This window comes from Dyadobacter alkalitolerans DSM 23607 (assembly GCF_000428845.1).
In the GTDB taxonomy this organism is placed as follows: Bacteria; Bacteroidota; Bacteroidia; order Cytophagales; family Spirosomataceae; genus Dyadobacter; species Dyadobacter alkalitolerans.
In genome coordinates this window covers 206,582-220,573 of the sequence record NZ_AUAS01000004.1, presented here as the reverse complement: position 1 = coordinate 220,573, position 13,992 = coordinate 206,582, and the positions used below count along the sequence as shown (strand labels likewise).

General features: G+C 49.6%; 8 protein-coding genes. All 8 read right to left on the bottom strand.

What is annotated here, in order from left to right:
• Positions 1 to 6 precede the first annotated feature (6 nt).
• Genes G395_RS0109405 through G395_RS0109370 form a run of 8 tightly spaced genes read right to left on the bottom strand, consistent with a single transcriptional unit; the run spans position 7 to position 13,988 of the window.
• Positions 7 to 2,676 carry a sialate O-acetylesterase gene (locus G395_RS0109405; protein WP_026629819.1) on the bottom strand — a complete coding sequence of 890 codons (2,670 nt, stop codon included), beginning with the start codon at positions 2,674 to 2,676 and terminating at the stop codon, positions 7 to 9.
• Positions 2,677 to 2,699: 23 nt separating this feature from the next.
• A complete protein-coding gene (locus G395_RS0109400) occupies positions 2,700 to 3,788 on the bottom strand; it encodes an endo-1,4-beta-xylanase (protein ID WP_035360853.1) in 1,089 nt (362 codons plus the stop codon).
• A 44-nt stretch (positions 3,789 to 3,832) separates the two neighbouring features.
• Positions 3,833 to 5,770, bottom strand: a complete 1,938-nt coding sequence (locus G395_RS0109395; protein ID WP_026629817.1) for an alpha/beta hydrolase-fold protein — start codon at positions 5,768 to 5,770, stop codon at positions 3,833 to 3,835.
• A 9-nt stretch (positions 5,771 to 5,779) separates the two neighbouring features.
• On the bottom strand, positions 5,780 to 7,459 hold the full coding sequence (locus G395_RS0109390; RefSeq protein ID WP_026629816.1) for a glycoside hydrolase family 43 protein: 1,680 nt from the start codon (positions 7,457 to 7,459) through the stop codon (positions 5,780 to 5,782).
• Between the two features lie 33 nt (positions 7,460 to 7,492).
• The gene (locus G395_RS0109385; protein ID WP_229204107.1) at positions 7,493 to 9,925 is read right to left on the bottom strand and encodes a glycoside hydrolase family 95 protein; all 2,433 of its coding nucleotides are present in this window, start codon (positions 9,923 to 9,925) and stop codon (positions 7,493 to 7,495) included.
• 38 nt (positions 9,926 to 9,963) lie between these two features.
• Positions 9,964 to 11,052 (bottom strand): Gfo/Idh/MocA family protein, encoded by a 1,089-nt coding sequence (locus G395_RS0109380; protein WP_026629814.1) that lies wholly within the window; start codon positions 11,050 to 11,052, stop codon positions 9,964 to 9,966.
• A 48-nt stretch (positions 11,053 to 11,100) separates the two neighbouring features.
• Positions 11,101 to 12,159: a glycoside hydrolase family 43 protein gene (locus G395_RS0109375; protein ID WP_374754377.1), complete on the bottom strand. Its 1,059-nt coding sequence runs from the start codon at positions 12,157 to 12,159 to the stop codon at positions 11,101 to 11,103.
• Between the two features lie 14 nt (positions 12,160 to 12,173).
• Positions 12,174 to 13,988 carry a RagB/SusD family nutrient uptake outer membrane protein gene (locus tag G395_RS0109370; protein ID WP_026629812.1) on the bottom strand — a complete coding sequence of 605 codons (1,815 nt, stop codon included), beginning with the start codon at positions 13,986 to 13,988 and terminating at the stop codon, positions 12,174 to 12,176.
• Between the last annotated feature and the right edge of the window lie 4 nt (positions 13,989 to 13,992).

The following is a 13,992-nucleotide window of genomic DNA, read 5'->3' as shown; positions in this document are numbered from 1 at the left end:
ACAGAATTATTTTTTCAAACTTTGAATATGCTCTGCGACATTGCGCATCGTATCCACGTAAATTTCTTTTTCATTCTCTTTCAGATAATGCAGCAACTCACTGTGCGCCTGGTTTGACACATTCAAAGCATGCTCCCCGCCCACGCCGTGAAACAGGAAAACAAGCAACTTCCCGCTCTCCTGCGCCTGCTTTACCAGCTCGATCATATCCTTGCCCGATTGTTCCACCATCGAATAGCAGTCAATGTCCATCAGTTTTTGTTCCTCAAATGTGTGCATTTCATGTCTGACCGCTCTGGCGGCTATAAATTCGCTGGAAAGCGTTTGTATAAATTCGCCCTCTGCCACCTTTTTATGTCCGCAGGTGAAGGCGAATGTGCGTTTGTCAAGTCCGTCAATTGATTTCAAAAATGCATTGCACATCCAGACCTCATCCTGGATGCGGCCCATGCTATACTTGCTGAGATCATATTCCGGCTTCACCCAGCTCATGCCCGGTCCGGTTGCATCGCAGGGGTGATAAAGCGTATGGTTGCCAAGTTCGTGCCCGGAGGTTGCCGCGGCGCGCCAGTCTTTGATGCGGTTTCGGGCGGCGTCCGAGGAAGCGGTTAAATAAAATGATCCTTTTAAGCTCAGCGAATCAAGGGCCGGAATTACGTTATCCAGATGGACATTCAAGGCATCATCATAAGTCAATACGACTGCACATTTTTTCCCTTTCCACGGCTTGCTTTCATCCGGCTGTTCACCGTCCGTGCGGAATGGCGAAGCGGGAAGGTTGGCTGAGTTATAAAAATTGATTCCCTCAGGATTATCCTGCCAGGCATAGCGGATGTATTTGGGCGTTCTCACCATTTCACTGCTCAGCTCAATCTGATCTTTCCCCAAAATCTTTGCATTCGCCCAAACGAATTTCTTGTCGTCACCCGCAATGGCAAACCAGCGCAATGTTTCTCCGTCAATGGACTTTATTCCATCGGCAATATTGTCAAAAGTGAGAACAATTTTTTCGCCTGCTATGCTTTGCGATTTCAATGTCGGGCCGCTGTGAACGACTTTGTTGTCGCCATATGCCAGATTTCTGGCAGACAATGCTAACCTCTTTCCAATTTCTTTTTTGTTCAACGGGTGAATGTCATTCCACTCTCCCAGGTCCAGCGTTACCGTGACAGCCGTGTTTTTCAGTGTCAATGCGCGGTTTTGCGCTTCCCTTAGCAGCGCCATGTTGCTTTCGGCAGGCAAGAAGTCAATGTCCTGAAAATTAGGCAGCTGCACCACCAGAAAAGGCAAATTCTCATCATTCCAAAGCTTGCGTCGATCATGAATCAGTGCGGGCAAAAGCACATTGTAAGGCTCCGGATCATGCACATTGGTCTCGCCCTGATACCAGAGAAAACCTTTCAACTTCATCGGCAGCACGGGCGCAATCATCGCATTGTATAATGCAGCAGGTTGGTTTTGCGCAATAAAGGGAGCTGGCTCGTCATTTAACCTTTTTGCCGGCTCAAAAACCTGCCCGACCTTGTATTGCCACGTTCCTTTCAAGTCAACCTCCTGATCATTGGCGGTCATGAAGTAAGGCTTGTCCGGCACAAAACCGCCTTTTCCAGCCGTATTGATAACACGTATCACAAATGTATTTTTGCCTGCCTTCAACAAACCGGCAGGAATTTCATAGCGTCTTGGCGGATACTGGTAGGTTACGCGACCTATACTTCTTCCATTCACAAACATTTCATCAGCATCCACAATGCGGCCCATATACAGCTTCACCGGCTTGCCGATCCAGCTTTCGGGCACTTCAAATTCCCTGCGGAACCACACGACACCATTCAAATCTTTCAATCCCTGATCTTCCCAATAACCAGGAATGTTGAAGTTCCGCCACCCTTTGGGCTGATAAGAATCGCTTTCCCAATGTTCGGTTAGTCCGCTATCGGTTGGCTTAGGCGGTTTCGGCGCATTAGTCAGCGTGCTCTGCTTCCTTTCCAGGACGTAGGAAGTGTCTTTATTTTGATTGATAACCTTTCGAAGGTCAGCAAAATCCTTAAAGCCGCCTTCACTGATCCAGGCTTCAATGGGCGTGCCGCCTACCGAGCTGTTAATGATGCCGATGGGTACTTTGTATTGGTCGTAAAGATCTCTGGCAAAAAAGTAAGATACAGCACCAAAGCCTAACACGTCTTTGGGATTGGCTGTCTTCCATTCGGCATTTGGAAAATCCTCCTGCGGGCCTTTCAGATCGGTTAATGTGGGAATGAAAAAATTGCGGATGTCGGGATAAGTGGCGGTGGCAATATCGTTGGGATAGCGTTCTTTTACACGCTCCATGTTGATCACCATATTGCTCTGTCCGTTGCAAAGCCACACATCTCCGAAGGCGATATTCCTGATCGTGACCTGGTTTGTGCCTCTTATGACCATTTCAAAACCAGTTCCCGCAGGTTGTGCAGGCAGCTGGATTTTCCATTTGCCATCCGCACCGGTCAATGTGCTTTGCTTCTTGTTTTTGAACGTTACCGTCACCTTTTCCTTAGGCGTTGCCCAACCCCAAACCGTGATCGGCTGGTCGCGCTGTAACACCATGTTGTCCGAGATCAGCTTAGGCAGGCGGACCTTGGCAACCGAGCTTGTTGAAAGAAAGATCAGGAAAAGTAAAAACCGGGTAAAGCGCATTGGATATATTTATAAATAGCTTTTTAAAAATTCACAACGCCGTCAAATGCCTTCTTGGGTTTAAAATTCTGATCAAAAAGCAACGGATAATCCTTACGGCCCGGAACCGGAAAGTTATCCAGCCACGTCGTCTTGTCCGAAACATTCCAGAAAGTGACGCCCGTAATGGTGCCTTTGTGTTTACGGAATGTGTCGAAAATCATCTTGTAATGTACGGCTTGCTTCTGCTCCATTTCGGGTGTGAAGACACTGTTTTCATCACCCGCTCTCCTTTGCCTGCGTTCATGCTCTTTGGGATGAACCGAAACGTCCAGCTCCGTGATCTGGACAGCCAGTCCCAGGCTTGCAAACTGCGTGATCGACTTTTCCAGCTCGGCCTGCGTGGGCTCATAAATAGACCAATGTGCCTGCAAGCCAACGCCGTGGATCGGGACGTTCTTCTCTTTCAGTCTTTTGACCAGCTGATAGATTTTCTCTCTTTTTACAGCGTTTTCGGTATTATAGTCATTATAAAAAAGCTTGGCATCCGGGTCCACAGCATGCGCATATTCGAATGCTTTTTGTATATAATCTTCTCCTATGATCTGGTAAAATTTGGATTCCCTGTAAATGCCCTTGCCCGTGTCCGGAACGGCTTCGTTGACAACGTCCCAGGCGTAAATCTTGCCTTTATAATGCGTCATTACATCGGTAATGTGCTGTTTCAAACGCGACAATAATTCTTCCCGCGAAACCTGCGCACCAAGTGAATCCGTGAAGAACCATTTAGGCGTCTGGTTGTGCCAACAAAGCGTATGGCCGCGCACCTTAATGCCATTGGCTTCCCCGAATGCAACAATGGCATCAGCATCCTTCCAGTTGTAAACATTTTTTTCAGGATGGATCGGCCCCATTTTCATTGCATTTTCAGGCGTTATGCTGCTGAACTGCTGCTTGATCAATTCCGCCTCAGGGCCAGCCACGCTTCTTGGTGAAACCGCGACGCCGATGGGGAAATAATCCTTATATGCTTCTTTAAGCGACTTTTGCGCCAGGAGACTTTGGGAGGTTAGGAATGCTGTTGAGACGACTGCGTATTGAACCCAGCTTTTTAAGGGAGACGAGTTTGGCATGTTGATGAATTTTGAATGAGCCGTCGTGGAATGGGAATGGGTGACTATTTGAATAATAACTGTGAGAATCCATGCAGATCATGACGCCAGACTGGCCAGGTGTGTCCGCCGGGATATTCGCTGTACTGGTATTTGATGCCCAGCTCGTCATACTTACCCAGCATGATCTTGCAGTTTTTATAGGCAATATCCGCTTCGCCGCCCATGGAGATCCAGAAGTTTTTCAGGTTGCTGTTGATCGTCTTTGCATTGTCTTTGGCAAATGCATAATGCGGGCCGGATAATGCGTCGTTGTTGGCAAACCACCCGGAACTGAAAACGCCCAGGGACGAGAACATATCTGTGTTTTTGACGCCTGCATATAATGTCTGTATGCCACCCATGGACAAGCCTGCAAGTGCGCGGTGTGCGGCATCAGCCTGCACCCGGAATGTGCTTTCGACGAATGGAACGGCTCCTTGTTTCAGCTCATTTTCAAATAATTTGAGAAAGCCATCACCGGCGGTGGCCATGCTGCCCGGCCCCATCGGACTGCCAAGGTTTCCATCCATCATGACCACGATCATAGGTTTGGCTTTTCCTTCTGCAATGAGGTTATCAAGAATCAGATTGGTTTTCCCTTGCGTAGCCCAGCCGCGCTGGTCCTCACCGCCGCCGTGTAGCAGATAGAGTACAGGATATTTTTCGGTAGACTGGTCATAGCCGGGAGGCGTGTAAACATACATTTCGCGCCAGGTGTTGCTGGCTTTGGATAGATATTTTTTGACGCGAATATCGCCGTGCGGCACGTCGCGCATAGCATAGTAACCGCCATTCCGGAATGGAATTTCAATGCCGCTCGCCATGCGGCCCATTCCATAAAACGTCTCGCTGGCAGGGTCGGCTAATGCAACGCCGTCGATCATTAGCGAGTAATAATGAAAGCCTTCACCAATAGAATCCGTTGTTACCGACCAGACGCCGGCGGTGTCCTTGACCATATCATACTTTTTGCCCAAATCGACCTGCACTTTTTGCGCATTAGGTGCCTTGGTGCGGAACACAACCCGGTTGTCCGGCAGGATCTGCGGGTATTTTGCATTCCGGATGTTCGTTGCCGCGGGCGATCCCAGAATGGTGTATTTGGTCAAAGAAGGAACATCGACCGGTTTGAACAAAAACTGCGAAAACATGTATAAACCATTTTTCCAAACCTTGAAATCATGTACGCCCGGCTCAATGTAAAAAACGTGGGGAACATTGTTTTCAAAGAGATAATCATGCGTGCGCTTGCTGAATGTAATCAGCCGGTCCTCGTCGCCGCAAGAGAGGAAAAGCAGTTTCAGCTTCTTTTTGGCTTCCTCCGGATTGGGCATCAGCTCGGCAGGCGCCTTCGTATTGGGTGCCGAAGAAAACCCTCCTACCCATGCAAACTGATCCAGATTCCCCAACCCAAAGTTCAGCGACTGCCCGCCGCCCATCGAAAGTCCGGCTATCGCACGGTGTTCGCGATCTTTTAGAACGGGATATTTATTTTCAACAAAAGGGATCAGATCTTTGAGCAGATCCTGTTCGAATGTAGCAAATGCAGCAACCTTATCGGGCGCCATAATGTTGCCCGTTGCGCGGTCGCCCTTCATCGCACGGCCATTCGGCATAACGACGATCATGGGCTCAATTTTCTTTTCGGCATACAGATTGTCCAGGATCAGCTGCGGATTACCGCCTTTCAACCATTCCTTCTCATCGCCGCCAATGCCGTGCAACAGATATAAAACCGGATATTTCTTCTTTTTGCTAAAACCAGGCGGCGTGTAAACGAGCATCTTACGCTTGTTCCCTACCGTTTTGGACTCATACTGAACCGTATCAATCTTCCCGGCAGCAACGCCCGACCTGGCCATATCATAACCCTTCGGCATCTCTTTCAAAATCTCCTGCGCATGAACGAAACCGCCAATAAGCAGCGCAGTAATGGTCAAGAGATTCTTAAAAGTGGACATATTCATTCGTTATTTACTTGTTTTGAAAATGGGATCATTGCCGCTGTATTTCAGGTATTTGAATGAAGCGGAGTTGGTTGTGGGCTCGCCGGACGAGGTTGCGTACATGCCGAACAAACAGCCGATAAAGCCGCCGGCGACTTCGGTGCTCAGGAATTTGGCGTCAACCTTGTCTTTGAGCAATTCCCAGGAACTGCCTTTGGAAAAATAGAAGCTGTAAGTATCGCCTGCTGCGACAATGCACAGCTTAACCGGCTTGGAAGCGTCCGAAACGGGCATTTCGGACATTAATTCCATTTCTTTTCCCGTTGCAGCACTTTTGAAAAGCTGCACCATGGGCTTCCCGCCTTTTATTGATTTACTTAAAAAATAGAAATGTGCTTCATCCTGAAAAATGGTGAGGCCTGCTTTTTCTTTTTCTGATTTGGGAGAAAAATCGAGTTCTACTTCGGTTGTGCAGAATAAATGCTGCTGGCGTTTTCCGATGAACGAAGGGTTGCCCAGTTCCATGATGGTTTCGGGTTTCAGCTTCATCGTCAATCCTTTTTGCTTCGATAAAGCGAAGGAGCTGCTGTCGATGGTCCGCATGAAAAGCAGCGCAGGATCAAGCCTGTTTTCAAATGTTAATGTGTAAGCGAAGTTTCCAGCCTGGGGAAGCGCGTCTTTTTGTTTTACTTCTTTGTAATTGACTTTATATTCGTAATCCACATTTTTTGTCGGCGGGTTGATCACCGGCCAGTCGTTTTTCCATTCAACCGGGGCGATGAATGTTTCGCGGCCGGTGTTGTAATAATTGCCTTGATAAGGGCGTACAGCCAGGAAAATGGCGTAGGTTTTTCCATCCGGGCCGTCTACAAACTGCGCGTGACCGGCTGACGTGATCGGATCTTTGCGGTCTTCGGACAGGCCTTTTTGGGTTAAGATCGGGTTGTTTTCATAAGGCACAAATGGCCCCCAAGCCGACTTGCTGCGAAATACAACTTCGGTATGGTTTACCGACGTGCCGCCTTCGGCTGCGTACAGATAATACCAGCCATTCCGCTTCATAATATGCGGCGCTTCGATCCAAACGGGCTTTTTGCTCAGATCCACACCACCATTTACAAGCTGCTTTTCCTCGCCGACAACCTTCATTGTGGCAGGATCCAGCTCATAGATCCGGATAGTTCTGTGGCCGGAATACAAGGGTTTCCGGTCCGGCGCGTCGCTGTTGTAAATGATATAGGCTTTGTTATCGTCATCAAAAAACAACGAAGGATCGATGCCGCGGGCTTGCGGAACGCGGATCGGGTTGCTCCACGGGCCAGCCGGATTTTTTGCCGTAACTACAAAATTCCCGTCATGGTCAATGTCCGTGCAGGTCACGTAAAATGTGCCGTTGTGATAGCTGATCGCGGGTGCAAAAAGTCCTCTGGTTAGCTTCTCTCCCATGAAATCCATTTGTGAAGACCGGTCGATCACATTGCCGATCTGCTTCCAGTTTTTCAAATCCTTGCTATGAAAAACCGGGATGCCTGGGAAGTAGGAGAATGTAGAGTTTACCAAATAGTAATCCGCCCCAACCTGCACGACGCTCGGATCGGGATAAAAACCGGTCAGGATAGGGTTAACCAATGTCGTTTGGGCCGACACAAGCTGTCCCATGCAAAGCCACGCAACACAGGCGGCAGAAATAAATCGTTTGATCATTATAATTTGATCTTAATCATTGATACTAATAACTTATTGAGCGACAAAGACATAAGACTTGCCAGCCTGTGTCGGAATGTTGTAAAGGAATGTTTCCTTGATCGTCGGCGCGGATAGACTGGCCTTAGGAGACAACACGGCGCTGGCAGCCGGCTCAACCTGGTAAAAGGCATTGGCATTCTGTCCCGAGGCTTCACTTAGCGACTTGCCGCTGGCCATTTTCAATGTGTTTGGCGTCCGCAACCGGAGGTTTCCGCCGAGCTTCGATTTCACTTCCACCTTCGTGAGCTTACCTGCTTTCCATTCCATATTTACCACTTCAAAACCGCCCTGCGCGAGTAATCCGCCAATGTTTCCGGCTTGCCAGACGTCGGGTAATGCAGGAAGTAAATGCACCGAGCCATCTGCGCTTTGCATGAGCATTTCGGTGATTCCCGAGGTGCAGCCAAAGTTGCCGTCGATCTGGAATGGCGGGTGGGCGTCGAAGAGGTTGTTATAAGTGCCTCCCCCTTCTTTGGACGTGCCTAATGGTGAAAGCTGGCTTTTAATTAATGTAAATGCGTGGTTACCATCCTGCAAACGGGCCCACCAGTTTACTTTCCAGCCCATGCTCCAACCCGTCGAAACGTCGCCGCGGTGCAGCAATGTGGTGCGGGCAGCAGAGAACAATTCGGGTGTGCGGTAAGCTGAGATTTGGTCAGAAGGGAACAGGCCGTACAAATGGGAAACGTGGCGGTGGTGGTCGTTGGGATCATCCACGTCATCGAGCCATTCCTGCAATTGTCCGTGCTGGCCTACGTGCATGGGCGGCAGGCGTTTGCGCATCTGGCGCAGCGAATCGGTGAATGCGGCGTCTTTTTTCAGGATTTCCGCGGCGCGGATCGTGTTGCTGAAAACGTCAAATGCGATCTGGTTGTCCATCGTCGTTCCGGCATCCAGCGACGAGCCTTCGTGCGCGGCCGGGGCATTTTCCGGAGAGCTTCCCGGGTTTACGACGAGCCATTTGTATTTGGGATGTTCGATCAAAAAGTCGGCATAGAATATGGCTGCGCCTTTCAGGATCGGATAAATTTTGGCGAGATACGCTTTGTCGCCCTGATACAAATAATGTTGCCACAAATGCTGGCTCGTCCAGCCGCCGCCTGCGATCCACATGCCCCAGAAGGCGCCGTCGATCGCGCCGGCTGCACGCCAGATATCCGTGTTGTGATGCGCCATCCAGCCTCTGGCGCCGTACATGGTCCTGGCCGTTTCTTTTCCGGTTTGCGAAAGTTCTTCAACCATTTTCAAAAATGGCTCATGCAGCTCGCTCAGGTTGGTACGCTCCGCAGGCCAATAATTCATCTGCGCATTGATGTTAATGGTGTATTTGCTATCCCAAGGCGGCATCATTTTGTTGTTCCAAATCCCTTGCAAATTCGCAGGCTGACCACCGGGTTGCGAGCTGGAAATCAGGAGGTAACGACCATATTGATAGTAAAGCGTAACCAATTCGGGATCATTGACATTGCGGAAGTTTTTCAGTCTTTCATCCGTTGGTAAGTTATCCAGTTCTGTTGTGCCAAGATCGAATTTGACGCGTTTGAAATATTTCTGATATGCTGCAATGTGCGGGTTCAGCATGCTCGCGAACGATTTGGAAGCAGCTTTATCGAGGTAAGCGGCAGCCAGCGCGTTTTCGTCTCCGCTGATATCATTGTAGTTTTTGAAATTGGTCGCGATGGAAATGTAAATGGTCGCTGCATTGGCGCCTGCGACATTGAGTGCGGTGTCATTCGCGGTCACATTGCCGCCTTCGGTTTTGATCCTGGTAATCCCTTTGAAACGAACCTGACCTTTCACTCCCTCGTGATCCTGCGTCGTGCCGGCAATGGTAAGGTCTTTTGCGGTGTTTGTTTTAATGGATTTCGTTTTGTGTAAAGAGGCATAGGAAGCATTGAATGCCAGCTTACCCGGCTTGTCGGCGGTCAGGCGGATGACGATCACGCGGTCGGGGAATGAAGCCAGGACTTCACGGGTATAGTTAACACCATCGACCTGGTAAGTGGTTTTGGCTACCGCGCGTTCAATGTCGAGCTCTCTGTAATAATTGGTAAAATTATCGTGACCCGGAAATGTCAGCCGCAAGTCACCCAGCGGCTGAAACATTTGTCCGTGTGATTTTGTAGTAATGATGGCTTTGTTGGCCAGCTTCTCGGCTTCTTTTTGTTTATTTTCAAAAATCAGCTTCCGGATTTCCGGCAATGCAGCCAGCGCCTCGGGATTATCATTCCGGTTCGGTCCGCCCGACCATAATGTATGTTCATTGAGCTGAATCGTTTCATTCACCACATTGCCATACACCATAGCGCCCTGCCTGCCGTTTCCGACAGGCAATGCATTTTCCCATGTTTTGCCCGAAGGCTGTTTATACCAAAGCTTTTGCACGCGGGGCGTTTGTGGATAACCGGTCAACGTTACTGCCATTAACGAAAGGCAAAAGACTTCCTTCAAAAAATCCCGCATCAGATTTTCACCATTTTGCCGCTCGCAGCAGATTTATAGATCGCTTCTACCACACGAATGTCCCGCAGCCCCTCTTCGCCGGGTGCGATAAGGTCCGCGTTGGTCATCAGGGCAGTGCAGTCTTCATCCATTTGTTTGGCCTGCTGACTTTTTATAGGAAAATTGATGATTGTCCCATCCGACAAGCTGCCTTTATTGCCATTATAACCCGACTGCGGTTCCAGCTTGGCCCAGCCTTTTTCATAGTTCACTTGCAGGTAATTCATATTTATGCCAAAACTCGTCTGGCAGGACGCTTTGGCGCCGCTTGGGAAGTCGAGCATAAACATCATCGTTTCTTCCACTTCTTTATAAATGTCGGGACGGGTTGTGGAAGCCTGGGCGAAAACGCTGATCGGTTCCTCTCCTGTTGCGAGCCTGGCGCCTTGCAATGCATACACACCCATATCGCCCATTACGCCGCCGCCTAATGCCTTCTTTTGTTTCCAATGATCGGTCCGCGCATCAAAATAACCCGCCGCGCTGCTGACCATTTTCACTTTCCCGAATTTAGGGTCTTTGGCAATCTTCATGATGGCCTGAATGTTCGGATCGTGCTGGCAACGATAACCGATGGCAAGCTTTACTTTATTGGCTTTGCAAGCCTGGATCATTGCTTCACAGTCTGCAACCGATGGCGCCATTGGTTTTTCGCAAAATACATGCTTACCCGCTTTGGCAGCGCGCACCACAAATTCCCTGTGCATCGATGGCGGCAAAACCACATACACAATGTCGATATCCGGGTTGTTGGCGATATCGTCGAAGTTTTTATAGTTGTAAATGTTCTTGTCGGGAATGTTGTACTTGGCTTTCCAGGTCTCGGCTTTGGATGGGGTGCCTGTAACGATGCCGGCCAGGTAACATTTCTCCGTCATTTGCAGCGCAGGCGCAAGCAAGTCTGTGCTGTAATAGCCAAGGCCGACCAGCGCAATGCCCAGTTTATCCTTTTTGGGATTTGTGGATGCCAGGAGGGAATTTCCTGTGAATAATGTGGCCGCGCCGGCCAGTGTCAATGTTGATATGAAATCACGCCTCTCGATATGCATAGGATGTTTTTTTATTTAATAAGCCAAAGGGAATGTTCACCTACTTTGTTAAGGATTGATGGTTTGAATGTTCCCGCTGGCATCCCTGAGCAATTCCCTGACCTTCACATTGCGCAAATGCGTTTTGCCCGAAAGCGCCGCATCGTGATAGAAAATATACCATTTGCCTTCGACTTCAACAATCGAATGATGTGTCGTCCAGCCTTCTACGGGATTCATAATCACACCTTTGTATTTGAATGGCCCATAAGGAGAGTCGCCCTCTGCATAGCATAGCAGATGTGTATCGCCGGTAGAATAGGAGAAATAATATTTACCATTGAATTTATGCATCCAGGCGCCTTCAAAAAAGCGGCGTTTGGTGTCAGACGCTAAAATCGGCTTTCCGTTTTCATTCAGGATCTGAACGTCTTTCAAAGGCTCGGCGAAGGATAGCATATCATTGCTCATGGCGGCTACTTTGGCGCTTAGCGCGGGCTCATTTTCGTGGCCTTTACCCAGGTCCGTCATCAAGCTTTTGTTATAGGTGCCTGTATGCCAGCGCTGCAACTGACCACCCCAGATCCCTCCCAGATACATGTAACTTTTGCCGTCCGTGTCCGTATAAACGGCCGGATCAATGCTGTAACTTCCTTTGATCGGCTGAGGCTCAGCCTTGAACGGACCAGTCGGAGATTTACTGGTGGCTACACCCATGCGGAAGACGCCTTGCTTGTCTTTTACAGGAAAATAAAGGTAATAGGTGCCATTTTTGAATGCAGCGTCTGGCGCCCACATTTGCTTATCGGCCCAGGGGACATCTTTTACATCCAGCGCCACGCCGTGGTCGGTCACTTTGCCACCGATTTTATCCATCGAATAAACGTGGTAGTCGCGCATTTGAAAGTGCCCGCCCTCATCGTCCTGCGGCACATCGGCTTCAATGTCGTGGGATGGATAAATGTAGATCTTACCGTTGAAAACGTGGGCCGAGGGATCGGCGGTGTAGAGGTCGGTAACCAGCGGTTTAATGCTGGTTCCCTGACCGAAAGTGGTTTGAATTCCGAGGCCACCAAAGGCCAGCAACGACGCAGATATTACTGCTAATGCATTACGATTTATCATCATTTGAATTTTTTTTATCAATATCCGGAATTTTGCGGAAACTTCGGACCTTCTACGACCCGGTCAATCTGCGACTGCGGAATCGGGCGCAGCATATTGAAATCTTTCACATATTGTGCTGCTTCCTGGTTCCACTCCTGCACCCGGCGCACGAGCGAGCGGGTCCGCACAAGATCATGCCAGCGCTGCCACTCGCCGAAAAATTCACGGCTGCGTTCGTCAAGGATAAAGTCCAGCGTAACCTGTGCTGCAGTGATCGTCATGGCGGTTGCGGCGGCGGCATTTTCGGCCGTTGTATTTGCTTTGCGGAATGCGGCGCGCTGTCTTACCACATTGATCAATGCGGCTGCTTTGGCATTGTTGCCTGCCTTGAAATAGGCCTCAGCGCCGGTCATATACACATCTGAAAAGCGGTATAGAACAGCCGGACGTGTGGAAGGATCATTAAAATTGGCACCCCGGCTTGGATCCATGAATTTTTTCAAAGCAGGGAAAATACCATTGTTCCAAAGACTTGGCGGCACCACAATGCCCTTGAATGGCCTGGTTCCTACAAACTGCGGTGCTCCCGGCACTTCATAATCGGGCAGCCAAACGGCCGTGTCCACACCTGGAACCGTCGTATAGGAGATCCCGCGGAGGTTGTTGGCTGCATTTGCCTCATTTTTTACTGCCGTATTTGAAATATAGACCGTGTAAAAGGAATTGGCATAACGCGAATCCACCTTGCGGTTGGTAAATGCCTGGTCCAGAAAATAGTTCTTGCCAGCACGAGGCCCGTTGGCGATTTTATCCGAATTCGGACGCATCCGAACATACGGACGGCCATAATAAGAATCCCGGATCATGCCTGACGTGCCATTATTTACAAATGCGCCTGCTGCATTTTTAACCGAATTGATCCCGCTGTTATTTGGGTAATTCCAGTTGGTAAACCATGGGCTCAAATTTTGCGCTGCTCCGCCCCCAGCCTGTCCGCCGACCTGGTAATAGCCGTATTTCGGATCCAGCACGTGGTCACTGACAAACATCGTTTCTTTGCCATAATCATTGGCAGGCACGAATGCATCGCCGTAATCCTGCCAGAGATCCAGCCCATAATCTGCTTTTTTGGCAATAATGTCGTCGCAGATCGTTGCGGCTTGTGTAAAATCAGAAGCCGTGTTGTTCAGCCAGCCGCGGGTCAGATATGCTTTTGCGAGCAAGAGTTGCGCTACGGGTTTGGTGGCCGCTTTGCCCAGGAAAGGAGCTGTTGGCTGGTTAGGCAAATCGGCTGCTGCTTCTGTCAAGTCCTGGATGATGAGCGCATACACGTCCGCTGCGGGCTGGCGTGATGCGGCTTGCGAAGGCACGGTGATAAACTCGGTATGCAAGGGAACATCGCCCCAGGTCTGTACAAGATAGAAATACCAGAATGCCCGCAAAAACTTCGCCTGCGCCAGATATTGCTTGCGCGTGGCTTCCGGCAGATCAATGGTCGCGCCGTATTGCAATACGCCATTCAATGTATTAATATCCTGAAAAGCAACGCCCCAGGCAGATCCGAAGTTGCTGCTGTTGAGACCATTGTAAGTGTAAGCAGGACCGCCGCCCCCATTCACGCCCTGGATAAATTCGTCGGTCCCGGCCTGCATTTCAACCGTGAAACCTTCGGTTCCCCACTGACCGCGGATGTCATTGTAAACCCCGGCGATGCCGCCCAGCACACCCGCCGGGCTGTTGAAATAGGTGGGAACGATCTGGGATTGCGGATGTTCTTCGAGCACCTTTTCGCAACCCATGCTCAATGAGGCGATTAGGGCTGCTGTTATTAAGTTTTTTATTGATTTCATAGTC

Excerpts from the sequence above, each read along its gene's own strand:
- G395_RS0109405 (WP_026629819.1), bottom strand. The coding sequence starts at position 2,676 with ATGCGCTTTACCCGGTTTTTACTTTTCCTGATCTTTCTTTCAACAAGC.
- G395_RS0109400 (WP_035360853.1), bottom strand. The coding sequence starts at position 3,788 with ATGCCAAACTCGTCTCCCTTAAAAAGCTGGGTTCAATACGCAGTCGTC.
- G395_RS0109395 (WP_026629817.1), bottom strand. The coding sequence starts at position 5,770 with ATGTCCACTTTTAAGAATCTCTTGACCATTACTGCGCTGCTTATTGGC.
- G395_RS0109390 (WP_026629816.1), bottom strand. The coding sequence starts at position 7,459 with ATGATCAAACGATTTATTTCTGCCGCCTGTGTTGCGTGGCTTTGCATG.
- G395_RS0109385 (WP_229204107.1), bottom strand. The coding sequence starts at position 9,925 with ATGGCAGTAACGTTGACCGGTTATCCACAAACGCCCCGCGTGCAAAAG.
- G395_RS0109380 (WP_026629814.1), bottom strand. The coding sequence starts at position 11,052 with ATGCATATCGAGAGGCGTGATTTCATATCAACATTGACACTGGCCGGC.
- G395_RS0109375 (WP_374754377.1), bottom strand. The coding sequence starts at position 12,159 with ATGATGATAAATCGTAATGCATTAGCAGTAATATCTGCGTCGTTGCTG.
- G395_RS0109370 (WP_026629812.1), bottom strand. The coding sequence starts at position 13,988 with ATGAAATCAATAAAAAACTTAATAACAGCAGCCCTAATCGCCTCATTG.